The sequence below is a fragment of the Pedobacter flavus genome, assembly GCF_036324285.1.
Taxonomy (GTDB): Bacteria; Bacteroidota; Bacteroidia; order Sphingobacteriales; family Sphingobacteriaceae; genus Pedobacter; species Pedobacter flavus.
Genome location: NZ_JAZDQU010000002.1, coordinates 103,290 through 130,213, shown reverse-complemented (window position 1 = coordinate 130,213; position 26,924 = coordinate 103,290). Strand labels below are relative to the sequence as shown.

Here is a 26,924-nt window from a genome sequence, read left to right as displayed (position 1 = left end):
AGCAGTTAAGAGATGGGATATGGCAAGTTTTCTAATGTATGAAGAGAGTTTGGAGGTTTTAATATCAATTTATTCCACAGGTTGTGTTAACCTTGTCCTCCGCTCTTCCCAAATCTTTTTGTAATCTTCATTATATTCCTCCGAAAGGAAAGACTGGTCTATTAAGGCAAATACTTTATCTTGAGTTCCAGTATACTTGGCTATTACTCTCTTAAACACTTTTTCTGACAAGCCCAACGATTTTGCTAAATTTTCGAAATCTTTTAACTGAATTTTTCTTTTACGTCCGCTTAGAAACATAGCCATGTCGTCTTTATCTTGTGGAAAAACCAAGGCAGAATTGATTAGATCGTATGCCGGCGACAACAATATTTCGTCTCCCTTGTAAAGAATTGAAAAATTCTTCATATGCATATTACTATTACCACTGAGGAAACAGAAGACAAGCAATTCATAATAATTTAGCAGATCGAGTCCTTTATTGGTGCAATAAGCACTGATCAGCTTACCACAGCGCTCATAGGAACTGTCATACTTCTGCTCTGTCATGAAGCCGCCTAGTTGACAAAAATCTTCCATATGAATCTTAGCGTCGCCTTCCCGATCAAACCTTTTGGCAATATAAGCAAGACTACCATCTACTGTTAGCAAAAGAGCATGCTGGCAAGTTGAGATTTTAAATAGCTTTGCTAGGTGCATAGTAAGATCTTCGACTTCGGGCATGGCGGGAATCTCGGCGCTTTGCGGTTTCAAAATATACCTTCCCCAAAGCCCGACAATCGTGAGTCGACTATCGTTTCCATTTATTTCTAGGCTAAGAGACAATTTTTGCTGAACACCAGTCACAGCAATTCTTTTGTTTACTGTCTCTTCTACCAAACTATCTATCATAGCCTTATCAAGCGCCAGATCAGGAAGCTGCTCTGTTTGAAAAAACTTTTTGCAACACTTAGCGTGATAAATCAATCCTGGAGCCATTGGTTGATAACAGAATAAACAATTAGCCATTTGTTACCTCCTCTTCTATTGGTTCAACAGTAACAGCACCAATAGTATCTCTACATAGAGTGATTAAGAACTGGAATCTATCAGTTCTATATATCTTCCAATGATTACTGGCAATATTCAATAACCATCCTTCGGGTATAAGCCCATCGAAGAAAGAAAATAATGTGCGGCTGCTTTGGGCATTCGGTCCTAGTGGTAGGGTTTGACTAATTGGCTTTGGATTTTCACTTTTTAAATAGTCCGAGTCGTATTTAAATCTGTATCCCTGATCTGTTTTTTCAATATAGCCTGCCAGCTGATTACTGTACAGTACTTATGCCTTATTTTTTATCTTCTGCCTGTATATCAGTTACACCAAGTTCTTTTCCAAACATATTCAGCACGACGTTTACTTTGTCAAGACGTACGGTTTCCTTGCCTCTTTCCAGTTCACGCAGAAAACGAAGCCCAACACCTGCCTTAAATGCAAGTTCTTCTTGAGTTAGCTTGTGTTTTTTTCTGGAATTTTTAATAAAAGTGGAAATTGACTTCATAACAACACCCTAAAGGGTACAATGTAAATATTTCTTATATTATTTACACCCTTTCAGGTATAATAAATCAAAAAACATATAAAAATATACCCTTATGGGTACACCTTTTATTAGAACTTAGTATATCTAGGAGGAAAAATTTGTAAGATATTTATCTAAACTTTAACCGATTTAACGCATTTAATTCATGCGAAATCGATGCATTTGCACTTCGGCTTTTTTGTTAGATATAGAAATAGAGCCAAGTATTATTAAACTAAATTAGAGATAGTAGCTCCAAGAGAGTCAATTTGTGAAGTCGACACTAGCTCAGAATGAAATAATCATTGAGAATTCTTCGGTGCTTACTCGCAATGATGTACTTATTGATCCCAAGTTCTTACCCGCCTCCACAACTTTTGAACATGATCCCCAAAAATTGCCAGAATACCGTCGAAAATATCCCCAAAATGCAAAAAGGCTTAGATTTCTCTAAGCCTTTTGCTGTGGTGTGGGCCGGGATCGAACCGGCGACACATGGATTTTCAGTCCATTGCTCTACCGACTGAGCTACCGCACCATTTACCCCTTGTTGGGGATTGCAAAGGTAGTTTCTTTTTTTAATTAGAAAAATTTTTTTTGAAAAAAAACGCAGAAATTATTCAAATTATTGCACATTTAGACATATACACACTGTTTTTCAAGCACTTAATCCGCCTATATTTTAAACAATAATTACTTAGAACATTTCCAAATTTCAAAATATTACAGGTTATTTAACTCAAAACGCCATGATTTTATCATTTTCTATTATATTCGCTCATACAAAACTGAACTAATGCTATCACAAATATTATTTATTCTACTTTTAATTGCTGGAGCTGGCTTATTTGCCTGGAATTTCCGCAAAGTAATTCGCAATATCCAAATCGGTAGAGATGTTTCTAGAAATGACCAACCCGGCAAACGCTGGATGGTAATGCTTAAAGTAGCTTTTGGTCAAACCAAAATGGCTAAACGTCCTATCCCCTTTTTATTGCACTTGGTGGTCTATCTTGGATTCGTAATCATTAATATTGAAGTTATCGAAATTGTTATCGATGGTATTTTTGGTACGCACAGGGTACTTTCATTTATGGGCGGATCTTATAATTTTTTAATCGGCTCATTCGAATTCTTAGCTGCTGGTGTTTGGCTAGCTTGTGTGATTTTCTTAATCAGAAGAAATGTTTTAAAATTAAAACGCTTCACAGGTGTAGAAATGAAGTCTTGGCCAAAATCTGACGCTAATTATATTCTATTTACAGAAATCTTATTGATGTCGGCATTCCTAATTATGAACGCTGCAGACGCCAAATTACAATCAATAGGTTTTGGACATTATGTAACTGCTGGTTCTTTTCCAATCAGTTCATTTATCCAAAATTGGTTACCAAGTAATCCTGAGTCGTTGGTAATGATAGAGCGCGCTAGTTGGTGGTTTCATATTGTAGGTATTTTTGCCTTTTTAAATTACCTACCTTACTCAAAACATTTCCACATCTTATTTGCCTTCCCTAATACCTGGTATTCTAAATTACAACCAAAGGGCGAGTTTTCTAATATGCAAAGTGTAACGAATGAGGTAAAAGCGATGTTAGATCCATCATTTGTTCCAGAACCAGCTGCCGCAGGAAGATTTGGCGCTAAAGATGTTCAAGATTTAACTAAAGTTAATTTATTAAACGCATATACCTGTACCGAATGCGGTAGATGTACTTCTGTTTGTCCAGCCAATATTACTGGTAAGTTATTGTCGCCACGAAAAATTATGATGGACACTAGAGATAGAATGGAAGAGGTTGGCAGAAATATTGACAAACATGGTAAGGATTACGATGACGGAAAATCATTGATAGATAATTATATTACTAGAGAAGAAATTTGGGCTTGTACAAGCTGTAATGCTTGTACAGAAGCTTGTCCGGTAAATATAGATCCGCTGGAAATTATTACAGAGCTTAGAAGATATGCTGTAATGGAGGAAAGTCAATCGCCCGCAAGCATAAATGCAATGTTCGGTAATGTAGAAAATAATGGAGCTCCATGGAAATATGCGCCATCAGATCGCTTTAACTGGAGTGAAACACAAAACAATTAATACAACTTATAAATAAGCTATATATATGGATTTTAAAGTTCCAACAATGGCAGAAATGCTTGCTGCAGGAGAAGAGCCTGAAATTTTATTTTGGGTAGGCTGCGCAGGCAGTTATGATGAAAGAGCACAACGTATTACCCGCGATATCTGTAAAATTCTACATCATGTAGGAATAAAATATGCAGTTTTAGGCACCGAAGAAAGCTGTACAGGCGATCCGGCTAAGCGTGCTGGAAACGAATTCTTATTTCAGATGCAAGCTATGGCAAATATAGAAGTATTGAATGCCTATCACATTAAAAAGATTGTAACCGGATGTCCGCATTGCTTTAACACCATCAAAAACGAATATCCAGGATTAGGTGGTACTTACGAAGTAATTCACCATACACAACTCATTCAAGATTTAATTAGCGAAGGAAAGTTAAAATCAGCTGGCGGCGAAAGCTTTAAAGGTAAGAAAATAACTTTTCACGACCCTTGTTATTTAGGTCGCGCAAATGGAGTTTACGAAGCACCTAGAAAAGCCCTTGAAGCGCTAGATGCAGATCTAGTAGAAATGAAGCGTTGTAAAACAAATGGTTTTTGCTGTGGCGCTGGAGGTGCTCAAATGTTTAAAGAACCAGAAGCTGGAAATAAGGATGTAAATATTGAGCGTGCTGAAGAAGCTTTAGCTCTAAAACCTAATATTATTGCCGCTGGATGTCCATTTTGCATGACGATGTTAAGTGATGGCGTTAAGCTAAAAGATATGGATCAGGAAGTAAAAGTTTTAGATGTAGCCGAACTTACCGCTAGAGCAAATGGACTTTAATTCTATTCTTTAAAAATATTTAAAGGAGCAACTATTTTTTAAAAGTTGTTCCTTTTTTTATAGCTTCTACTCTTTCGCAAATAGAATTTATATCATCTACATCCAAAGATTTGAGCGGTATAACTAAGGAATTAGCCATGCTATCTATATCCCCTTTTTTATCATTAAAAGTTTGCACTATTACATCGTCGTTAATAGTTGTGAACAACAACTTCCCAGATTGCACATTGCCCAAATATAAAACCTCTTTAATTTTACTTATATGCAAGGCCATAAACTCAATTTTATTATTGGAATAGGTCTTGCGATAGCGTATTAATCCAGTGTTAGTAACCTCTAATTCAAATCTTTTTAATCCTCCAGAAATACCGGCGGCATCGTGAAATTTATTTAAAGTAGACTGTAAAATTACCATTTGATCGTTTACCTTAAATGGATAGGTAAAACTCATAAAAACGACGAAAACACTTAAAATAGCACAGTTTTTTAATCTTAGTGTCTTATTTTTCATCTCATTGTTTAATTAACAGCCGAATTTAAATAAAATGTTAAATTTGAGTATGAAATTTTCTCCACAATCAAGGGTTTGGGTTTACCAAAGCAATAGAATTTTAACAGATGCTGAAGTAAAATCTATTCAGCAAGAATTAGATAATTTTTGTGAAAATTGGCTGGCTCATGGAAATGAGCTAAAAGCCAAAGCAAGTATTCTATATAATGTATTTATTATTCTTACAGTAGATGAAAGCGGATATGGGGCAACTGGTTGTTCTATTGACAGCTCTGTGAAAATTATTAAAAAAATAGAAGCTGATTATAATCTTGATCTTTTAAATAGATTTAATATGGCTTATAAATTAGACGACAAAATTATTATCGTAAATAAAGAAGATTTTGAATCGTTAATAAGTATAAAAAAAGTAGACGAAAATACTATTGTTTTCAATAATATGGTTCAAACTTTAGAAGAGTTTGAAACTAAGTGGGAAGTACCTTTCAAAGAAAGCTGGCACGCCCAAATATTTGGCCATTTGGTATAAAAAAAGCCTCCGTAAATATTACGGAGGCTTAAATATGTGTTTTAGTAAAATTTTTTAGTTTACACTTTTTGCAACCACTTCTCTTGAAGTACTAATCGGAGCACCATCATCTGGACTCCATCTTAAAGGAACTAATCCTTCTAAACTTACTTTAGCGCCAACTTTCATGCTGTTAAAAGTATGAACATCCCAAACTGTAATATTCTTTTTCTTAACAACAATAAAGTTCACAGGGTTACCATTTTTATAGGCAGTAAACTTTTGTTGAATAGCACCAGTTAATTTAACATCATTAATTCTAGGCATGTATTCATAGTTTACTATATCTTTATTATCTTGTGCACTCTGTGCAAAAGTTGACAAGCTAAATAAAACACCACATAGAGCTAATAATTTTTTCATAATTTCAATTTTACAATCTTTAAATAATAGTCGTTTTACATGAATCGCCTATTTCATTACACAAAGTTGTGAGATTTTTTACACAAAATCAATTATTTTTTGATTTTTTAGTCTAAAGTTTTTAACATTTCAACAAAAACAGCCTAAAATAAATTGTATTGCGGATTTTTATTACATAAAATACTTATATTTAATTACCGTTAACTCAGTGATCAGTAACGTTTTACATAAAACACACCTAATTCTAAAGACTAAATTCCTACTTCCATTATTACTTAGAATATGAACAAATGGCTATCAATAACCTTTAAAACATTAATTTTTGGTGTAATTTTTTTAATTATAATATGGGTAGGTGGTGGTGTTTATATTTCCAAAAACAAAGAGAAGATATTAAGCCAAATCATTAATCAAATCAATAAAAACATTAATGGTTCTATAGCTGTAAAAAGTATGGAACCTAATTTATTTAGAGGATTTCCCTCAGTATCTATTACGCTTAATGAGGTAGTCCTCAGAGATAGTTTATGGAAGAATCATCAACACGACCTAATCCATGCAAAAAAAATTCACCTCACGCTTAATTTATTTTCATTTCTAACAGGAAAAACAAATCTCAATAGAATTCTAATCCATGATGCCGAAATAAATATTTTTACAGATAATCTCGGTTACAGCAACCTCTCTACATTCGATAAAGCGGAAAAAGAAAAAACAACAAATTCTAATAAAAATGAAGATTTTGAAATCAAAAATATTGATTTTAAGAACGTACATTTTAAGCTTCAAAATTTAGCAAAACGAAAAAATTTCGATTTCAATATTCAAAAACTCTTTGGAAATATTAAATATCCCTTAAGTGGATTTAAAGGAAAAATAGAGCTAAACACGATAGTAAATAGCTTTTCATTTAATACAGATAAAGGTAGTTTTCTAAAAAACAAAAATTTAAGTGGCACTATAGAATTTGAATACAATAAGCTAAGTAAGCAAATTCAAGTACAACCCAATTTACTAGCAATCGGAAACAATAAGTTCACTATAGGTGCTTTAATAAATATTGAAAAAGGAGGATTTAACATCGGTATTAAATCCAAATCTGTACTTTTCAGCGAAATAGCTAATCTTCTTTCCCCAAATATCTCTAAAAAATTAGCAAAATTTAATGTCAATAAACCAATTTCCGTAAATGGAAATATTATTGACGATGGTAGTGGAAAAAACAATGATCCATTAATTAAAGTAATTATTGAAACTCAAAATTCAATCGTTAAATTCCCTTCCGGTCAATTAGAAAGCGCAAATTTTATAGGAAAGTTCACCAATCAACAGAATAGAAATTTACCTATTGGCGACGCAAATTCAGTTATAGAGTTTAATAAATTAAGTGCTAACTACTTTAATATTCCAATTTCAATTGATACTTTTTTAATTAAAAATTTAGAACAACCAATTGCAATTGGTAGAGTAAAATCTAAATTTCCTATTGACCGACTTAATAAAGGTATGGATAGTAAAACCTTAGATTTTAAGAAAGGTGAGGTAAGTTTTAGTCTGTTTTGTAAAGCCGATATAGATAATTTTAAATTTATCAAACCCGAAATTAATGGCAAAATTGAACTTAAGAACGTTCATTTAATTCATATTCCAACCAAAACAAAAATTATAAATCCCGCTTTAACTTTAACCTTTAACAATAAAGACTTGTTTTTTAGTAATAGTAAATTGCAGTTAGGAAAGAGCCAGGTTAGTTTAGATTTAAACATAAAAAACTTCCTGAATTTCTATTATACTGACCCTGAGAATATTATAGTTTCAGCACAATTAAACAGTCCGCACTTACATTTAAATGAACTATTACCTGTTTTAAACCCAAGAAATAAAAAATCAGTTAAGAAATCAACACTCCAACAAAACCATTTTATAAATCAATTGATGGATGTTCTAGAGCAATCTAAAATACAGCTCAATATAAATGTAAATAAAGCCATCTATAAAAAGTTTATAGCCAAGAATTTAAAGGCAAATATTTCTATGGTGGGTACAGCGGTTTATTTAAATAATGTTAGCGTAGGACATGCGGGTGGCTCAATAATAGTTATCGGTGATTTAAAAAACACCGGAAAAAACAATAGATTCAATATAAAATCCCAAATAAAAAATGTCAACATAAAAGAGTTTTTCCATGCATTCGATAATTTTGGTCAAACTTCAATTACCGAAAAGAACATAAGCGGATTTCTATCCGCTCAAACTCAAATTTTTGGATCAATTACCAACAATGGAATCATATTACCCAAATCATTATCAGGAAATGTAAATTTTAATCTAAGAAATGCTGCCCTTTTAAATTTTGAACCTATGATTAAAGCTGGAAAATTTGCATTTGCAAACAGAGATTTTTCTAATATTAGAATGAAAAAACTTGACGGTAGCCTAAATATAAATGGGGATAAAATTAAAATCAACCCAATGGAAATCAGTTCAAGTGTTATAAACATGAATGTTGAAGGGACTTATGGTTTAAAAAATGGAACAGACCTATTTTTAGAAATACCACTTCGCAATCCAGAGAAAGATTTAGGTTTAACCGAGAAGGAAAAAAAAGAACAACGTTTAAAAGGGTTGGTTATAAAATTAAGAGCTATTGATAATGATAACGGAGGTGTAAAATTTAAATTGGCAAGGAATAATAAAGACAAAAATAAGTAAGCATCCAATTCACTGCGAAAGGTTATTTTTAGCATAAATATGCCAAATATGGAATAATAAAAATCCTAAATAAATCTTCTTTTTGTTCAATGGGCGAACAAAACTTCGAAGATAACTTCCTTAAATTATTAAGAGCCAATTTGTGGGCAATTAGTAATTCAAAGAAAATAACCCTTGAAGATATCCAAGATCGTACAGGCCTAAGTTATAGCCAGGTTTACAGAATAATGCGAGGCAACAATAACATGTCTATTAAAAATTTAATAGCTGTTTGCAAAGCTTTAGAAGTACAACCAATGGAAGTCATGAATATTCCCATCGAAATCCCAAAACATCATTTATTACGAAAAAACAGAAAAGCAATTAAGAAGTAATTTATTTACTTCAGCTCTGCTATATTTCTTTATAATGATGAAATTTTAATCGAAAAATTTCCTACTTTTCAACAAAATTCACGGTTACTCGCAAAATGGAACAAAAGAAACAGCTTTCCTTATTCGATCTTTCTATGATCGTAGTAAGTCTTGTTATTGGAATGGGGATTTTCAGAACTCCCGTAAATGTGGCCGCAAAGGCTCAAATCCCAGAGTTATTTTTCTTAGCATGGATAATAGGTGGCTTTATCGCACTTTGTGGGGCTTTAACTTATGCCGAAATTGGCTCTAGATATCCAGTAACTGGTGGATATTATAAAATATTTTCTGTCTGCTATCACCCTTCTATAGCATTTGGAATTAACTGTATAATAGTTGTTTCGAACGCTGCATCTGTTGCCGGTGTTTCCTTAATTGGAGCAGAATACCTTAGTAAAGTTATACTAAGTCCGGAAATGCAAACGCAGGAATACCGCATTTTAATCGCGGCCGTGAGCATAATTATCTTTTATACCATTAACCTTCTAGGTTTAAAAACCAGTTCTAAAACTCAAAATATACTAACCATAATTAAATTAGTTATGGTAATTACATTAATTGGATCTGTGTTTTTTGGTGAACAAACTACTAATATTACACCCTTATTTTCTACTACCGATGGTAGTGCTCCTATTTGGAGTGATTACGGAAAGGCATTAGGACTTTGTTTAATTGCTGTTTCATTTAGTTTTGGTGGCTACCAGCAAACTATAAATTTTGGCGGAGAGGTAAAAGATGCAAAAAAAGTAATGCCTAGGTCTATAATCGTGGGGTTAATTATCATCATTGCACTTTATATGGCAATAAATTACGCTTATGTACATGTTATTGGTTTCGAACAATTAAAATCTGCAGAAAGTATTGCAGCAATCTTAGCAGGTGCAATTTTTGGCGAAATAGGATTTACGGTTCTATCTGTATTAATTTTCTTATCTGTTTTAGGCTATGTAAATGTTAATTTATTAAGCAATCCTAGGGTTATGTATGCCATGGGCGAAGAAAAAGCACTACCTGCTATTTTCACAAAAAAGACTAAAAAACACGATGTAATGATTGTTAGTTTAACGCTTTTCACATTGCTTTCTATTTTAACATTATTTTATGCCAAAACATTCGACCAAATTCTTAATTATACAATATTTTTAGACGGTGTTGGCATGATGTTCTCTGCCGCTTCTATCTTTTATTTGCGCAAAAAAACTGCTCATTTAGATAAAAACACAATCTATTCAATGAAATTATATCCATTATTACCCATTATATTTATTAGTGCCTATCTATTTGTTGCAGTAAGTATTTATAATGACGATCCTAAAGCGGCATTAAATGGCATATTAATTTTCTTAATTTTTATTGTCATTTACTTTATCTCTAAATATTTCAACAGCAAAAAAAATACGACTGCATAATGGATTTATCGTACATTCTTAATGAATTAGGTGAAGAAAGAGAAAACTATTTTAATGCAATAGCTCCACCTATTATTCAGACAAGTAATTTTAAATTCGATACAGTAGATAAATTAAGAACAGCTTTCGAAGACGAGTTTAAAGGGAATTTATATTCCAGAGGGATGAATCCTACAATAGATATCCTGAGGAAAAAATTGGCAGCTTTAGACGGAGCAGAAGATGCCTTAGTATTTGGAAGCGGTATTGCTGCAATTGCAATTCCAGTTATTGCTTTACTAAAAGCTGGAGATCATGTTATTTGTGTTGAAAATCCATACAGCTGGACAATAAAATTGTTTACTGAGCTTTTACCAAGATTTGGTGTAAACTGTACGTTTGTAGATGGCAGTCAACCAGATGCAATTGAAAATGCTATTCAATCGAATACCCGCCTTATCTATTTAGAGAGTCCAAATACTTTTAGTTTTGAAGTTCAAGACTTAGAAAGTATTTCTAAAATGGCTAAAAAGAGGGGCATTTTAACTATGATCGACAATAGTTATTGTTCTCCATTGTACCAGCAACCGATTGCACTTGGGATCGATTTAGTGGCTCAATCTGCCACAAAATATCTTGGCGGACATAGCGATGTGGTAGCGGGTGTGGTAACAGGTTCTAAAGATTTGATAAAAAGAATATTCGATAAAGATTATATGAATATTGGCGCTTCTATGGCACCTCAAAATGCCTGGTTGCTTATTAGAAGTTTAAGAACTTTTCCAACTAGGATGGAAAAAATATCCAAAAATGCTGAGATCATAATCAAATGGCTAGAAAATCACCCGAAAATAGAAAAGGTACTTTATCCATTTAACCCTGCCCTCCCATCGTATGCCATAGCTAAAAAACAAATGAAAGGTATGGGTGGACTATTCAGCATTATTTTAAAAAATGCAGATGCAAATCAAATTGAAGAATTCTGCAATCAGCTTAAGCATATAATGATGGCTGTAAGTTGGGGTGGACACGAGAGCTTAATTATTCCAGCGGTTGCTGGTATAAAACGCGCTGAATTTAACCCTTCAAATGAGCGCCATAAATTAATCAGAATTTATATTGGATTAGAAGAGCCTGAGTATCTAATTAAAGACTTAGAGCGTGCCTTTAAAGTCATATAGTTTTAAATAAATATCTATCTGCTAAATTTATTGTACTTTTGTAAATATTATTGCGCCTAAATAAAAACAATATTCAAAACTTTTAATCATTTAGGCTTTTAATTAATTCATTTAAAAACAAGCTCATATAATTTGCTATTTCAAGATTTAAACCTAATTGACCCGATTTTAGAATCGCTCAAAAAGGAAGGATATACAAACCCTACTCCTATTCAAGAACAATCTATTCCATCTATACTTAAAGGAAAAGATTTATTAGGTTGTGCACAAACCGGAACAGGAAAAACCGCAGCATTTGCAATTCCAATGTTGCAGTTGCTACACGAAAAACATTTAAACACCAAATCTAAACGAGGAATAAAAGCCCTTGTTCTTACTCCAACAAGAGAACTTGCTATACAAATAGAAGAAAGTTTTGTGGCGTATGGCCGTAACCTAAATTTAAAGCACCTGGTTATTTTTGGTGGGGTTGGTCAGCAAGCCCAAACAGATGCACTTAAAAGAGGTGTTGATATTTTAGTTGCAACACCTGGAAGATTATTAGATTTAATAAATCAAGGATTTATAAATTTAAAAGATATAGAGTTTTTTGTACTCGATGAAGCCGATCGTATGCTAGATATGGGTTTCATTCACGATGTTAAAAAAGTAATCAGCAAGCTACCTGTTAAAAGGCAAACTTTATTTTTCTCGGCTACCATGCCTGCAGAAATACAAAAACTTGCAGATTCCATTTTAAACAATCCAATAAAAGTAGAAGTTACTCCAGCTGCAACCACCGCTGAAACTATTCAGCAATCGGTTTATTTTGTTGACAAACCCGACAAAAAGAAACTATTACTACATTTATTAAAAGAACTAAATGTACCTGCTGTATTGGTTTTTACCAGAACCAAACATGGAGCAGATCGCATTGCTAGAGATTTGAATAAAGCTGGTGTTAAAACTGAAGCCATACATGGCGATAAATCGCAAAACGCTCGTCAACGAGCACTAACTAATTTTAAAAACAGAAGTATTCAGGTTTTAATAGCTACAGATATTGCTGCTAGAGGTATAGACATAGATGAATTAACACATGTTATAAATTATGATCTACCTAATATCCCAGAAAGTTATGTGCATAGAATTGGGCGTACAGGAAGAGCTGGATCGGCTGGTATTGCTATTTCTTTTTGCGATGCCGAAGAAAACGAATATTTATTAGACATCCAAAAAACCATTAAGATGGTTATTCCTATTGTAGACAACCACCCCTACCCTTTAAACTGGCAAAATATGTTGGCTAAAAAGGAAGTAAAGCGGAAACCTCAACGACCTTCTAAAGGCAAGGGAGAGAATTTGTCGGGGAAACCGCGCAAGCCCTTTAAGAAAAGGTAAATGTAAGGCATCTCAAAAGGATGCCTTTTTTTGTCATGTACTTTCTTGAAATAATATAAATTTAGGTATTGCGCTGCCGCGGGATCCTTCAGCCGCTAAGCTAGGCCTCAGGATGACTAATCGAAGAATCTTGCAAAATACCCTTCCTGCTGTCATCCTGTTGAGCGAAGCGAAATCCCGACCATTCGGGAAGCTATGCGAAGGATCTGGCCGAAGGGCGATGAAGGTAACTTGTATAGCATTAACAAAGGATTTCCTTATCGCGCTACCGCGAGATTCATTCGCACACTGCGTTGGTGCTCAGAATGACGAACAAAAGGATATTGTCGAATAACTTTCTAGAAGTGTCCGGACTCCGCTTTATCGCTCATAAAATATTACAAACTTTATCTTCCATAATACCTCTGCACCCTGCTATACGGCCTTATAAAAATACCGTTAAGAAAAATGTGCTTTTGAATAATTTTCTTTCAGAAAAAGCTGTTTGAGGGAGCGCAGCAACTGAGTTCTTTTTCTGTTGTATAATACGCACATTTTTTAGGTAATTTTTAGGCAGCCTTGAGTTTTTGCTTCTTTTGTATCAAGATAAAAGAAGGAGCCATCCCGCGGCGGCGAGCGGGTGGAAAGCCTTGCGTAGCAAAAGCGTTGGCCTCAGGATGACGGACTCTTCTTAATATAATTCTAGAGTACAGCGGAGGATCTCGCCTAAGGGCGATGAAGGTAACTTGTATAGCATTAACAAAGGATGCTCTTATCGCGCTGCCGCGAGATTCATTCGCACGCTGCGTTGGTGCTCAGAATGACTAATCGAAGAATCTTGCAAAATACCCTTCTTGCTGTCATCCTCTACCAAACTCCACAAAACAAAAAAAGACCCTTAAAACTAAGGGTCCTCTATATCAAAAACTTCGAATTTACATCTTCCTCATGGTAATAATGCGCATCCAATGCAACACCTTCATCACCGGATAAGTTGGATCAAACTCATACCATTTGGAGGCAAAATTGGCATTATTAGGTTTCTTATGGTGATTGTTTTGGAACAATTCACCTAACATTAAAAAATCTAAAGGCAAGGTATTTTTACTATGATCACCATTATCATGATTACTATAACCGTATTTATGTCCACACCAATTTACGATAGCCCCATGTAAAGGCCCCATAATAAAATGAATAGGCAATAATAACCACATCCACCAAGCTGTAGCAAATTGAACGTAAAACAGACTATATAATACGATAAAAACAATTCTGGTAGGCCAAGCATCAGCAAATCTATCTAGAAACGGCCAATTTGGATAACGGTCAATAAATTGAGGTTCAGGTTCTATTTTATATTTTCTATAATCTAGATAAATATTTTTTGTCTTCATCATCAACCCATATACGTCTTTTATAAAATGAGGCGAATGTGGATCTTTTTCTGTATCGCTATAAGCATGATGCATTCTGTGCATAATAGCATAAGCGCGTGGATTTAAAAATGATGACCCTTGAGAAATGAAGGTTAATAAGTAAAAGAACCTCTCCCAGAAAGGATGCATTTTAAACATTTTGTGTGATGCATACCTGTGCAAGAAAAAAGTTTGGCAAAACAAGGATAAGAACCAATGCGCCAGAAAGAAAATTAGAATTGTCATTTAGTGTGTAGAAAGGAAACAGGAATGTTTCCTGAGATGTATTATTTATTAATTTATGTGTTACTTGAATTTTATTATCTCCCGAAATCGTCTTGAAGCCTTATAATATCTTCTTCATCGGAAGGATGATTAACATCGGTATGTTGCCAAATCTCGGCTACAACGCCCCAGTCTTCTAAACCTATTAGACGATGACGCTCACCTTGTTTCAATTTAATCTGATCTTTTGGACCATATACTTTTATTTCGCCCTCTATATCGGTATTACTTACAGAAATACCCACTTTACCAGTTACTACCTGCCAAATTTCAGCACGTCTATGGTGATATTGCCAGGAAAGCCTTTTTTGTGGTGCAACAACTAATATTTTTGGACTAAGTTTATTTCCGATTTTTAAATCGTCTATACTTAACCCATCAAAATATTTATCTGCAAATTGTTGTGCCTGCTGCTCTTCGATAACGAAATAACCACCCCAAGGCTTCCTTAAATTTTTCTCAACAATAGAAAATCCTTCTTGACTTAAACCTTGTTCTATACCTTCAAAAAGCAGATCTTTTTCGTCTCTCATTAAAAACAAAATTAATTATAATTTGGCAATAACCTATATTTTAGTTAAAAAGGCTAATTACTAATTACTTAATATCTGTTACGATGATATCAATGGGCATACCGCTCGATTGTACAATTAATGGAAAATCTGGATTATTTAAAATCCATAATTTCATAGCGCCATTTTCAGATACCACATGCATAACATCGGCTTCCTTGCCGTTTAATTTAAAAGTTTCTGAAGGCACTTTGTTTAAAAACTTAAAACTATTGTATTCAAATGTATTTTGTTCTTTAAGCTGCTTAAATGCTGATTTAGAAACCAATCCAAAAGTTTCATGGTCACCTAATGTAACCACTCCTGGCGCTGGTTGTCCGGCAAAAATACTTTTCCCATTTTCTACTGCCGCTTTCGACATTTGAAAAACGCCTTCACCATATCCCAAAACAGCCCATTTCATACCCAGGCCATTATCACTCTTAGATAAAGTAAAAACTACTTCTATTTCATCACCTCCCATAATGGCATATGCCCCCATGGTACTTCCATCTTTGATTTCTGGATTGAACTTTTGAGCAAAAGTGATGCTAGATAGCAACAACATTAAAAAGGAAAGTTTTAAAGTTTTCATGAATTTTATATTTTGTTTGATGCTTGTAATTTAATGATAATTGTTTAAAAATTAATAGGATTAAAAGAACTTAACTTTTTTACATTTTAAAATATGTTATTAAAACAAAATAGTAATTGATTAAATAATTCTAATTATCAATTTTCAAAATTTTGGAATAGCATAAACATTATCGAATCATGTTTAAATGATTTGTTTTGTTAGATTCTACTACTTCAGTTCATTCCACTATAGCAGGAAAAATCATCATGAGGGAATACGCCATAGGATCTCCCGATTGCGGGAATGGATTACACATATAGGATTAATCACAAAAAAAGCCCTCAAACCAACGTATAAGAGCTTTATAGCAGTGGAGAATACCGGATTCGAACCGGTCACCTCTTGCCTGCCAGGCAAGCGCTCTAGCCAAATGAGCTAATCCCCCATAATTTGTCCAAATTTATAAATTAAAATATAGTTGCCAATACCAGAGTTATAAATCCACTCATTAACAAACCATTAATTTTTTTCCAACTTTTAAATTTAACAAATTATTAAAACAACCATTTATTTAATGCTTTTATCAGTACTCACACTATATGGGAAAGTATTCGGATCAACACCGCGCTTTTCATTCGGTTGATCTTGCAATACAAAATTTAACTTCGCACCTTTCATCAATTCCTTATGACTTAACCAAGTATTTGGGTAACTTTTTCCATTGTACAATAAATCTTTAACATATTTATTGGTGGCAGAATTCTGAGCTGCATCTATTTCAATCTTTTTCCCGTTTTCAAGATTTACAGTCACTTTTTTAAACAATGGAGCGCCTAGAACATATTGATCTGAAGCTGGTGTAACCGGATAAAATCCCATAGCAGAGAATATATACCAGGCAGAGGTCTGACCGTTGTCTTCATCACCGCAATAACCATCTGGCGATGAATTATACATTCTATCCATAGTCTCCCTAACCCAATACTGCGCTTTCCAAGGCGCACCTGCATAGTTGTACAAGTAAATCATATGCTGTATGGGTTGGTTGCCATGAGCGTATTGCCCCATGTTGGCGATTTGCATTTCTCTGATCTCATGAATAACTCCACCATAATAAGATTCATCATAAATCGGCGGCAAGGTAAAAACACTATCCAATTTATTCACAAATTGCTTATGTCCACCCATAAGTTGCGCCAATCCCTCTACATCGTGAAAAACCGACCAGCTATAATGCCAGCTATTTCCTTCAGTAAATGCATCACCCCATTTAAACGGGTTAAATGGCGATTGAAACGAACCGTCTTTATTCTTACCTCGCATTAATCCAGTAGCAGGATCAAACAAATTCTTGTAGTTCATGCTTCTTTGTAGGTATAAATCTGTCTCCGATTTTGGTTTACCCAGTGCTTTTCCTAATTGGTAAATAGCAAAATCATCATAAGCATATTCTAAAGTTCTGGCTGCATTCTCGTTAATTTTAACGTCATAAGGTACATAGCCCAATTCATTATAGTATTTTACCCCAGCCCTACCAACGGCTGTCATAGGCCCTTCATTATTGGCGCCGTGTATTAAGGCTTCATATAATTTTTCTATATCATATCCCCTCAAGCCTTTTAAATAAGCCTCAGATACAACAGAAGCAGAATTGTTTCCAATCATAATATTGGCATAAGCCGGACTACTCCATTCGGGCAACCAACCTCCCTCTTTATAGGCATTTAATAAACCTTCCTGCATTTCCTTGTTTATACTTGGGTACAATAGGTTTAAAAATGGGTATAATGCTCTAAATGTATCCCAAAATCCTGTTCCCGCAAACATATAACCAGGTAAAACTTGTCCGTTATATGGACTCCAATGCACAATTTTATTTTGAGCATCTAACTCATACATCTTGTGCGGAAACATAACTGTTCTATAAAAACTAGAGTAAAAAGTTTTGGTTTGCTCAACTGTACCGCCTTCAACAGAAATTGCCGATAAAGTTTTATTCCATACAGCCTTAGCTTTTTCTCTTGTCTGATCAAAAGAATCTTTCGCCAGTTCTCTATCTAAATTTAATTGCGCTTGTTCAAAACTAATAAATGAAGAAGCTACTCTTGCGGTTACTTGCTCCGCTTTAGCCGTTTTAAAACCTATCACAGCACCAGTATGATCGCTTAGTAATTCTAAACTATCCTTTACCAGAGTATTTTTTCTCCAGGTTTTAGATAAGGTAAATGATTTACTAAATTCTATTATAAAATAATTTTTAAAATTCTTTGGAAGCGGACCACGTGCAAACTTTGAAGTATAGCCAATAATTTTTCGCTCTTTAGGCAAAATCTTAATATAAGACCCTTTATCTAGGGCATCTACAACCACAAAAGCACTGTCGGTTTTTGGGAAAGTAAATCTAAATTGTGCGGCACGCTCTGTGGGTGTAATTTCTGCGGTTACATCGGCATCTGCCAAATAAACACTATAATAATAAGGTTTGGAAATTTCCGATTTATGGCTGAACCAACTGGCTCTATCGTCTTCATTAAATTTAAGCTTTCCGGTAACTGGCATAATTACAAACTGTCCATAATCGTTCATCCAAGGCGATGGTTGGTGCGTTTGTTTAAAACCTCTTATTTTATCGGCATCGTATCTATAAGCCCAACCATTGCCCATTTTACCGGTCTGCGGTGTCCAAAAATTCATGCCCCAAGGCACTGCTATGGCGGGATAGGTGTTGCCATTAGACAGTTCTGGTTTGGAGTTGGTACCCATCAACGGGTTTACCCATTCTACAGGATCTTCTACTTTGGAGACAAGTTGGGCATGTGATGTTTTATAAAACAGGATACCTATTAAAATTAATAATAACTGGCGCATAAAAAAAATAATTATTTTACTATTATATGGAATAAATTTGAAAAGGGAAAGCGATAAGCTAAAAGTTTATAGCAAGTATTCTACTGACTAAAATCAAGTGCCCGTAATCATGCTACAGGGCGAATGGTAACGCAACACAGGCTTTTATATAAGCGACGAAATACTTTTCTCTGTAACTGAAAAACAACTGGTCGTAGATTTTGGAAAGAGAAAGGATCATAACAAAAACACGCCGACCAATTTAGTTCTAGGGTGTTTATGGGATTAAGTACTATAATATGAACGACTACTTATTTATCAATCCAACACTTTCTAGAATTGGATCTATTGATTCATCAGTAAGTTCCACTTTTTTAAGTATTGCAATGGCTTTTTCAACATATTTTTCTCTAACTGCATTATAAAACTTATCAAATAACTTAGCTACAAATAGTCGCTCATTAACAGTCATTCCTCTGTACTTACTCTCTTCCGTCACAACCAAAATTCACTGTTCCAATTACTTTTTTTTCATTCCCTCTAATAAAATATAGACGATTACTACCAATAGCTTTATAAAGCGTGTCTGATTCTTTTATAATCTTGAATACTGTGGATCTTTCTCCTAAAAAACTAATGGTATCCACTTTACCTGTCTCTAAATTCTCAAGCTCTAAAATAGGAGTTGAATGATCAGACTTATCAATTTTTTTTTTGACTACTCTTCCATTTATTCCTTTTGAGTCAAACTTTTTCTGCCAAAAACACCTCTCATTTCTAAAAGGAATTAAAAGATATAAAGTGAAAACCATTCCTAAGAAAAATAACAAATATTTAAAATTCTTTTTCATAATTAAAATCTAGCCCCTACCGGATTAAAAAGCTTCGGTATAAATATTGGAAAAGTAAAAGTTTTAGTCTGCGAACCTCCGCCAGTATATTTAGCACCTATAGAGGGGCCAAAACCATATATATTACTAGTTACTTCGCCTTGCCTATTAAGTCCTTGATTAAATGTGCCAGATATAGGCCCTACACCAGCACCGTAAGATCTTCCATTCCCTGAAAGATCTAATTGATCTGTTGTAGAAGATCCGACTAAAACTTGCGCAGATACAGAAGCGTCGAAAAAAAGCGGATTTCGAGGCGTTGCAATTGAAACATAGCCTTGCCCAAACTTACCTGGGGGACCGAAAAGACCTACAGATATTTGTAACCCTTGATAAAAGAGACCAATTCCTGCATTTAGAGATAATCCAGCTCCAATGGCTTCGTTGTTTTTAGAAATAATAGTAGTTTGACCACTTTTAGAAATATTAGTAGCTTCATTCGTAATAGCATCGGTCGCTGTTCCATCTGAATTTAAATTGACACCGTTGTTTCTCATAAGATCGCTGGAAGAAGTTACTTTTCCCGCCGCAAATAAGTGATCAAAACCTTCTTGCTCTCCACTACCCTCAAACCATTGTATAGTTGACTTGTCTTTAGATCTGTACCAATCCAAAGGCCTCATCCCATCGGGATCAATATATTTAATGGGATTGTTCTTTCCGTAAGCATAAGGCGACCACCTTCTACCTTGCTCAGCAAGTGGGTCTATCGTATTAAAACGCCCAATCACCGGATCATAGAACCTTGCGCCATAGTCGTATTGCCCTAACTCCTCCTGCAACTCCTTTCCGTTATAAAGATAAAGATTTGTTCCAGAACTTACAATTCTTCTTAAACCAAACGAATAGTAGTCGTCTTGCTGTAGTTTTCTAATAGCTCCTCCATTGTTTTCAAAGCTGTATCTAACATTACCCAGGTGGTCTATCAAATTGTACTGATACACAAAACTGCCTCCATTATTTAGGGCTCTGCCTTCTGCGTTTTGAATAAAGTCTATGGTACTGCCTGTATATTGTATTCCGCTTATATAATGCGTAGTTACTGTAGTAGAAGGCGAAACAGTGCTTGTTTTAGCTAGCTTGTTGCCTGTAGCATCATAGGTATAAACAATGCTTAGCCCAGATTTGCTAGCTGTAACTGGCAAGTTTAAATAGTTGTAGGTTATGCTTACCCCTAATCTGCCCTCAACTATTGCATTACCATTATTATCATAGCTGTAGGCACCGGTAGTAAGGCTCCCTCCACTAATACCATTTAAGCGGTTTCCTGTATAGCTGTAAGTACTTGCCCCTGCAGCATCTCTGTTTAAGCTAGCAATATTACCCATCCTGTCGTAACTCAGCACCTCACTCATTACAATACCTGTACTGGTACCATTGGTTAAGCGGTTTATTTGATCATAGCTGTACAAAAACTGATTTGGGTAGCTGTTAGCACTTCCCCATAATTGGGCTCGTATATTGCCATTGTATTGAGGGGTAGAAAGTGTGTCATATCCCAGCTTAAAGCTAAATTCATTACTCACATTACTTTTTAACCAACCGCGTTCATTGTAAGCATATTTGGTGTTTTGTAAAAAGAAGCTTCCATTAGTGCTATGCAGATGCTTCTGCTTTAACTGACCAATGCCATTGTACTCCATTCTGTTGAGCCATATATCATCCTGAGCATTAATCTTCTCTTTTACCGCTAAACTTCTACCCATGTGGTCGTACTGATAAGCATTAGCAATGGTTGTAGTGTTGCTAAAAGCTGATGGGTACGTACAGCGGAGATAAGCTCTGAGGCGAAGTTATAGGTGTTTCTAATCCGGTCCATTCCTCCCAGAGTGTTTCCTGCCACCGACTCAACCATTCTACCCTGATCATCGTAATACAGCAGGGTTACAAGTCTGTCGGTTGATACTTAAACATAAACATTTAGCACTTAGTAATTCTTATAATCCACTAAATAAACATTACCTGTTGCAGGGAAATTATTTTGCCCATAAGCTAATAAACCTGAACACATTAGAGAGAAAGTAGATAAAATTTTCATTTTTGTACATTAATTTTAACACAAGGTATAAAAAAGAAATAACAATATCTAACAGGTAAAACTAATTAACGATAAAATTATAAACTTAAGTCCAACAAATGAATAAGAACCATCTAAAGGTATATTTTCAATTAAAGTACACCCTTACTCATTTTTATTCATATTGAAATATTTAAAGCCGCTCTAACAATAATATTTGCCGCACGCTCCGAAGCTCCAGCAGGACCAACACGTTGCGCCAACGCTTCATAATCGTCTAGCATCTGCTTACGTCCCGCTCCTTGCAATATCAAATCCAATTCTTCGGTGGTATTGGCAAGATTAAAATCTTGCTGGATTAATTCAGTTACTATTTTGCGATCTACAATTAAATTCACCAACGAAATAAAACGAATCTTTACAACCATTCTTGCGATTGCAATGCTGATAGCACCGCCTTTATAGACTACAATTTGAGGTGTTTTTAATAATGCGGTTTCCAAAGTGGCGGTTCCCGAAGCAACAATAGCAGCGTCTGCCGATGCTACCAAATTATAAGTATTATTAAATACCAATTTAATGGGTTTACCATTTATAAACTGATCATAATAACTAGGCTCGAATGATGGAGCACCTGAAATCACAAATTCGTATGTTGGATAATGCTCAACTAATTTTAACATTTCGGGCAATAAGCGCTCTATTTCTTGCTTCCTACTTCCAGGAAGTAAGGCAATTATAGGTTTATTGATTTTATGCTTATCTGCAAAATGAGGATCCTTTTTAAAGGCTTCAATTTCGTCCATCAACGGATTCCCTACATAATCTACAGCATAACCCCATTCTTTATAAAAATCTACTTCGAAAGGCAAAATACAAAGCATTCTATCTACAATTCGCTTAATTTTTAAAACTCGTTTTTGGTTCCAAGCCCACACTTTTGGGGAAATATAATAACAAGTTTTTATGCCCTTCTTTTTTGCAAATTCGGCTATTTTTAAGTTAAAACCAGGAAAATCTATGAGCACCAACACATCGGGAGCAAATGCCACAATATCATTTTTGCATTTGTCCATATTCTTAAAAATAGTGCGAAGATTCATAAGTACTTCAGTAAAGCCCATAAATGCCATGTCGGCATAATGCTTTAACAGTACCCCACCTTGAGCTTGCATTTTCTCTCCACCATAGAATTGTATGTCGGCCTGCGGATCTTTTGCTTTAATCGCCTTTATTAAATTGGCGCCATGCAAATCTCCTGATGCTTCACCTGCTACTAAAAAATATTTTGCCATAAACTAGCCCAATGAACTACCGTCTAATGAATGATGCGTTGTTGGGGGTGTATTTTGAGTTGACTTAACGCCTTCAACCTTAAAATCATATCGGTTTAAAATTGGAATAGCATGGTGAGCGGTTAAATCAAACTGAACCGGAACTACAGAAACATAACCGTTATCTAAGGCCCAAACATCGGTATCTTCTCCTTTATCGTTATTTTGAAAGTAACCCGTTAACCAATAATAAGGTCTATTATATGGATCTGAACGCTCTTCGAATTCTTCTGACCATTTGGCATTGGCCTGGCGACAAATTTTAATTCCTTTTAATCCATCACCCTTCGGAAAGTTTACGTTTAATAAGGTCGCCTCTGGTAACCCGTTTTTCAAAACTTGCTCTGTAATGGTTTTTATAAAAGGCTTCGTAAATGAAAAATCTGCTTGTTGACTAAAATCGTCTAATGAAAAGCCAATGGATGGAATTCCTTCTATTGCACCTTCAACAGCTGCCGACATAGTTCCAGAATAAATTACATTGATAGAATTATTTAAGCCGTGATTTATTCCAGAAACACAAATATCAGGTTTCTTGCCTTTAAAAATCTTATTTACAGCCAATTTCACACAATCAACAGGAGTACCGCTGCATTTATACATTTCTACTCCTGGATATAAATCAACCCGGTCAAATCTCAATGGCTTACCAATGGTAATTGCATGTCCCATACCCGACTGCGGTCCGTCTGGTGCCACCACTACAACTCTACCCAAAGGCTGCATCACCTCAATTAAATTTTTAATACCCGGAGCGGTAATGCCATCGTCGTTTACGACTAAAATAACTGGTTTGTTCATATCTTTTTTCATTGCGTATAAAAATACGAAATAACATCCTATATTTGACTAGCGTGCGCTTCCAATTTCAATATTAATGCTGTTTATCAGTCAAAAAGAACGCACCCAACATCCAACCTAAATTATTTAACGATGAAAAAAAAGCAACTATTATCTTTCTTATTGCTGTTTTTATCTTTCCAACAGGTGTATGCCCAAACGGGTTACCAATGGAAAACAGCAACATCTGGCGGCTACACTTACAAATATGTAACCAACGACCCTTCTAAATCCAGATTTTACACTTTAAAAAATGGATTAACAGTTATTCTTTCTCCCAACAATTCTAAACCGGAAGTAGAATATAGAATGACGGTAAGGGCAGGAAGCAATACCGACCCTAGAAACGCAACAGGTTTAGCGCATTATTTGGAGCATTTGTTATTTAAAGGAACCGATAAATTTGGAACCTTAGATTATGCTAAAGAGAAGCCTCTTTTAGATAAAATTGATGCGCTTTATGAGCAATATAATAAAACTACTGACCCAGAAAAACGTAAAGAGATTTACAAAGAGATAGATAAAGTATCGTTCGAAGCATCAAATTATTCTATTGCCAATGAATACGATAAAATGATGACCGCCATGGGTGGAAATTCTACCAATGCAGGAACAGGAACAGAGTTAACCGTGTACATGGAAGACTTTCCTTCAAACTCTATCGATAAATTTTTAGCCTTACAATCTGAAAGATTCAGAAACCCGGTGTTTAGAATTTTCCATACCGAATTAGAAGCCGTATATGAAGAGAAAAACAGAAGTTTAGATAACGATAATGGTAAATTGGGAGAGAAAGTTAGAAGTTTATTATTTCCAACTCATAATTATGGTCAACAAACCACTATCGGAACCATTGAGCATTTAAAAAATCCTTCATTAGTTGAAATTAGAAACTATTACAATAAGTACTATGTTCCTAATAACATGGCCGCAATATTTGCGGGCGATTTTAATCCTGATGAGATGATTAAAAAGGTGGATGCAGCATTTAGCTATATGAAGCCCGACCCAAAATTACAAACTTATAACCCAGCTCCAGAAAAGCCTTTAGTTGGTATTCAACGTGTAGAAGTTAAAGGTCCTTCGGCAGAAAGCATGATTATTGCCTATAGAGGTTATGCAGATTTATCTAAAGAAAATCATATCCTTGATTTAATTGCTGCAATACTTTATAATGGAAAAGCAGGATTAATTGATATAAACATCAACAAACAACAAAAAGCTTTAGGCGCATCTGCTTCGTATAGCGCACAAAAAGATTATGGTATTTTCTCTTTAAATGCACGTCCAAAACAAGGTCAAACTTTACAAGATGTAGAAAAACTGCTTTTAGATGAAATTGCTAAACTAAAAAAAGGAGAATTTGACGAACAATTATTGCGCGCCACTATTGCCAACAAAAAACTATCCTTTATTCAGGCTTTTGATTTTAACTCGAGTAGAGCAGATTACCTGATGGAATCTTTTGTAAGCAATAAGGGTGAAAAATGGGACGCTGCTTTAAATGAAATAAATACACAAAGTAAAATCACCAAAGCAGAAATTGTAGCTTTCGCCAATAAATTCTTTGCTGATAATTATATTGTGGGTTATAAAGTAAAAGGCGTGGATGAGGAATCTGTAAAAGTTGAAAAACCTGAGATTACCCCTATCAACCCAAATGCAGATCATTCATCAGCGTTTACCTTAAAAAATATTGAAGCACCGGTTGCTCCAATTCAACCTAAGTTTTTAGACTTTAACAAAGATATTTCTAAAGGAAAAGCTAGAAATGCACAAGTTTTAGCCATTAAAAATCAGGATAACAACATCTATAGAATGAACTATAGATTTGAATTTGGAACTTATAACTATAAACTTTTATCGCTGGCATCTAGGTATTTACCATTCCTAGGTACTGATAAATACAGCTCTGAAGAGTTAAGTAAAAAGTTTTATAATATTGCCAGCAACTATAATTTAAGTGTAGGAACAGAAAACACCAGCATATCTATATCTGGATTACAAGAGAACTTTGATGAGGCTGTGAGCTTGGTTGAACATATCTTTCAGAACTTACAACCTAACGAAACTGCACTTCAATCGTTAAAAAACAATTTGCTTAAAGAACGTGAAAATGCAAAATTAAATAAAAGCAGTATCATGTCGGGCTTAAGATCGTATGCGATTTATGGCGCAAAAAATCCTTTCAACTATACTTTATCTGATGAAGAAATTAAGGCTGTAAAAAGTGAGGATTTAATTAAATTGCTAAAAAATCTGTTCAATTACGAACATACCATCACTTATTTTGGTCCTAAAGAAGTAAATGTAATTAGTCAGGATATAGCCAAATTACACTTTACTCCAACAGAATTCACTCCATTTGAACCTGCTATTCAGTTTACGCATCAGCCTACTACAGAAAACAAGGTTTATTTTGCCAACTACGACATGGTACAATCCGAGATCTATTGGTCTAGAAATTCTAGTCGCTACGACCCGAATAAAAAAGCTGAAATAGATTTGTTTAACGCTTATTTTGGTGCCGGAATGGGATCTGTAGTATTCCAAGTTATCAGAGAATCTAAAGCATTAGCCTATTCTACACAAGCTGTTTATGCTTCACCAGCAAAAGCGAATGAGCCTTATACCATGATTGCTTATGTTGGAAGTCAGGCCGACAAAATGAACGAAGCCATTGCTGGTATGAATGAGCTTTTAACAGAACTTCCAAATAATGAAAAATCGTTTATCGGTGCAAAATCGAATGTGATTAAAAACTTTGAAAGTGCAAGAATTGAGAAAGATGCTATATTTTCTGCTTACTTTGCAGAAAAAAAATTAGGCTCTAATGTAGATTCGAGAAAAGCAACTTATGAGCGTGCAAAAACGCTTAATTTCTCAGACATTAATAATTTTTACAAAGAAAATATTGCTGGCAAACCTTATGCCTATTCTATAATTGGATCTGAAAACAGAATTAAGAAAGAAGATCTTGAAAAAATTGGGCCGTTAACCGTTTTAAGTCTAAAAGAGATTTTTGGCTATTAGTTAGTCGTAAGTTTCTATAATTTAAAAAACCTTGGACAAGCGACAACTTGTTCAAGGTTTTTTTTATATAGCTGCGGAAAGCAGAGGGCAGAAATTGTGGGAAGCGAAATCCCGACTCTTCGGGAAGTAGATCGAATGATCTCGTCGAAGGACGCTAGATTTT

23 protein-coding genes and 2 tRNA genes are annotated in these 26,924 nt (G+C 34.7%); 9 read left to right on the top strand and 16 right to left on the bottom strand.

Annotated features, from left to right (window positions below):
* Positions 1–69 precede the first annotated feature (69 nt).
* From VRU49_RS06540 to VRU49_RS06525, 4 genes are all read right to left on the bottom strand, one after another.
* On the bottom strand, positions 70–1,008 hold the full coding sequence (locus VRU49_RS06540; protein ID WP_330145980.1) for a HipA domain-containing protein: 939 nt from the start codon (positions 1,006–1,008) through the stop codon (positions 70–72).
* The gene (locus VRU49_RS06535; RefSeq protein ID WP_330146917.1) at positions 1,001–1,318 is read right to left on the bottom strand and encodes a HipA N-terminal domain-containing protein; all 318 of its coding nucleotides are present in this window, start codon (positions 1,316–1,318) and stop codon (positions 1,001–1,003) included. Before VRU49_RS06535 ends, VRU49_RS06540 begins: the two co-directional genes overlap by 8 nt.
* Positions 1,319–1,328: 10 nt before the next feature.
* A complete protein-coding gene (locus VRU49_RS06530; RefSeq protein WP_330145979.1) occupies positions 1,329–1,541 on the bottom strand; it encodes a helix-turn-helix transcriptional regulator in 213 nt (70 codons plus the stop codon).
* A 486-nt stretch (positions 1,542–2,027) separates the two neighbouring features.
* Positions 2,028–2,100, bottom strand: a tRNA-Phe gene (locus VRU49_RS06525).
* A gap of 258 nt (positions 2,101–2,358) precedes the next feature.
* Between VRU49_RS06525 and VRU49_RS06520 the strand changes: the two genes are divergently transcribed.
* Together VRU49_RS06520 and VRU49_RS06515 are read left to right on the top strand one after the other, a co-directional pair.
* On the top strand, positions 2,359–3,660 hold the full coding sequence (locus VRU49_RS06520; RefSeq protein WP_330145978.1) for a 4Fe-4S dicluster domain-containing protein: 1,302 nt from the start codon (positions 2,359–2,361) through the stop codon (positions 3,658–3,660).
* A gap of 25 nt (positions 3,661–3,685) precedes the next feature.
* Positions 3,686–4,474 carry a (Fe-S)-binding protein gene (locus tag VRU49_RS06515; protein ID WP_330145977.1) on the top strand — a complete coding sequence of 263 codons (789 nt, stop codon included), beginning with the start codon at positions 3,686–3,688 and terminating at the stop codon, positions 4,472–4,474.
* A 31-nt stretch (positions 4,475–4,505) separates the two neighbouring features.
* On the opposite strand, the gene VRU49_RS06510 is transcribed toward VRU49_RS06515, so the two are convergent.
* Positions 4,506–4,985 carry a hypothetical protein gene (locus tag VRU49_RS06510; RefSeq protein ID WP_330145976.1) on the bottom strand — a complete coding sequence of 160 codons (480 nt, stop codon included), beginning with the start codon at positions 4,983–4,985 and terminating at the stop codon, positions 4,506–4,508.
* A 49-nt stretch (positions 4,986–5,034) separates the two neighbouring features.
* Here VRU49_RS06510 and VRU49_RS06505 point away from each other — a divergent pair, with 49 nt between their 5' ends.
* The gene (locus VRU49_RS06505; RefSeq protein WP_330145975.1) at positions 5,035–5,514 is read left to right on the top strand and encodes an ABC transporter ATPase; all 480 of its coding nucleotides are present in this window, start codon (positions 5,035–5,037) and stop codon (positions 5,512–5,514) included.
* Between the two features lie 54 nt (positions 5,515–5,568).
* On the opposite strand, the gene VRU49_RS06500 is transcribed toward VRU49_RS06505, so the two are convergent.
* Positions 5,569–5,916, bottom strand: a complete 348-nt coding sequence (locus VRU49_RS06500) for a hypothetical protein (protein WP_330145974.1) — start codon at positions 5,914–5,916, stop codon at positions 5,569–5,571.
* Between the two features lie 282 nt (positions 5,917–6,198).
* Between VRU49_RS06500 and VRU49_RS06495 the strand changes: the two genes are divergently transcribed.
* The 5 genes from VRU49_RS06495 (at position 6,199) to VRU49_RS06475 (ending at position 12,990) form a co-directional block, all read left to right on the top strand.
* On the top strand, positions 6,199–8,628 hold the full coding sequence (locus tag VRU49_RS06495; RefSeq protein ID WP_330145973.1) for an AsmA family protein: 2,430 nt from the start codon (positions 6,199–6,201) through the stop codon (positions 8,626–8,628).
* Positions 8,629–8,717: 89 nt separating this feature from the next.
* The gene (locus VRU49_RS06490; protein ID WP_330145972.1) at positions 8,718–9,002 is read left to right on the top strand and encodes a helix-turn-helix domain-containing protein; all 285 of its coding nucleotides are present in this window, start codon (positions 8,718–8,720) and stop codon (positions 9,000–9,002) included.
* A gap of 95 nt (positions 9,003–9,097) precedes the next feature.
* A complete protein-coding gene (locus VRU49_RS06485) occupies positions 9,098–10,450 on the top strand; it encodes an APC family permease (RefSeq protein ID WP_330145971.1) in 1,353 nt (450 codons plus the stop codon).
* Entirely contained in the window at positions 10,450–11,610 is a 1,161-nt protein-coding gene (locus VRU49_RS06480; RefSeq protein ID WP_330145970.1) for a trans-sulfuration enzyme family protein, read from the top strand. The genes VRU49_RS06485 and VRU49_RS06480 overlap by 1 nt, the downstream gene beginning before the upstream one ends.
* A 132-nt stretch (positions 11,611–11,742) precedes the next feature.
* Positions 11,743–12,990: a DEAD/DEAH box helicase gene (locus VRU49_RS06475; protein ID WP_330145969.1), complete on the top strand. Its 1,248-nt coding sequence runs from the start codon at positions 11,743–11,745 to the stop codon at positions 12,988–12,990.
* Positions 12,991–13,904: 914 nt separating this feature from the next.
* On the opposite strand, the gene VRU49_RS06470 is transcribed toward VRU49_RS06475, so the two are convergent.
* The 10 genes from VRU49_RS06470 to surE form a co-directional block, all read right to left on the bottom strand.
* Positions 13,905–14,633: an acyl-CoA desaturase gene (locus VRU49_RS06470; RefSeq protein ID WP_330145968.1), complete on the bottom strand. Its 729-nt coding sequence runs from the start codon at positions 14,631–14,633 to the stop codon at positions 13,905–13,907.
* A gap of 74 nt (positions 14,634–14,707) precedes the next feature.
* Entirely contained in the window at positions 14,708–15,205 is a 498-nt protein-coding gene (locus VRU49_RS06465) for a cupin domain-containing protein (protein ID WP_330145967.1), read from the bottom strand.
* 64 nt (positions 15,206–15,269) lie between these two features.
* Positions 15,270–15,818 carry a hypothetical protein gene (locus VRU49_RS06460; protein WP_330145966.1) on the bottom strand — a complete coding sequence of 183 codons (549 nt, stop codon included), beginning with the start codon at positions 15,816–15,818 and terminating at the stop codon, positions 15,270–15,272.
* A gap of 353 nt (positions 15,819–16,171) precedes the next feature.
* Positions 16,172–16,245 (bottom strand) — tRNA-Ala (locus VRU49_RS06455).
* A 122-nt stretch (positions 16,246–16,367) separates the two neighbouring features.
* Positions 16,368–18,668, bottom strand: coding sequence for a GH92 family glycosyl hydrolase (locus tag VRU49_RS06450; RefSeq protein WP_330145965.1), 2,301 nt, complete (start codon positions 18,666–18,668; stop codon positions 16,368–16,370).
* Between the two features lie 286 nt (positions 18,669–18,954).
* Positions 18,955–19,146 (bottom strand): hypothetical protein, encoded by a 192-nt coding sequence (locus VRU49_RS06445; protein WP_330145964.1) that lies wholly within the window; start codon positions 19,144–19,146, stop codon positions 18,955–18,957.
* Positions 19,130–19,498, bottom strand: coding sequence for a hypothetical protein (locus tag VRU49_RS06440; protein WP_330145963.1), 369 nt, complete (start codon positions 19,496–19,498; stop codon positions 19,130–19,132). The genes VRU49_RS06445 and VRU49_RS06440 overlap by 17 nt, the downstream gene beginning before the upstream one ends.
* Before the next feature lie 2 nt (positions 19,499–19,500).
* Positions 19,501–21,243 carry an RHS repeat domain-containing protein gene (locus VRU49_RS06435; protein WP_330145962.1) on the bottom strand — a complete coding sequence of 581 codons (1,743 nt, stop codon included), beginning with the start codon at positions 21,241–21,243 and terminating at the stop codon, positions 19,501–19,503.
* Positions 21,244–21,733: 490 nt separating this feature from the next.
* Positions 21,734–22,849: a lipid-A-disaccharide synthase gene (gene lpxB, locus VRU49_RS06430; protein ID WP_330145961.1), complete on the bottom strand. Its 1,116-nt coding sequence runs from the start codon at positions 22,847–22,849 to the stop codon at positions 21,734–21,736.
* Between the two features lie 3 nt (positions 22,850–22,852).
* A complete protein-coding gene (surE, locus tag VRU49_RS06425) occupies positions 22,853–23,701 on the bottom strand; it encodes a 5'/3'-nucleotidase SurE (protein ID WP_330145960.1) in 849 nt (282 codons plus the stop codon).
* Positions 23,702–23,821: 120 nt separating this feature from the next.
* Between surE and VRU49_RS06420 the strand changes: the two genes are divergently transcribed.
* Positions 23,822–26,761, top strand: coding sequence for a M16 family metallopeptidase (locus VRU49_RS06420; protein ID WP_330145959.1), 2,940 nt, complete (start codon positions 23,822–23,824; stop codon positions 26,759–26,761).
* The last annotated feature ends 163 nt before the right edge of the window (positions 26,762–26,924 follow it).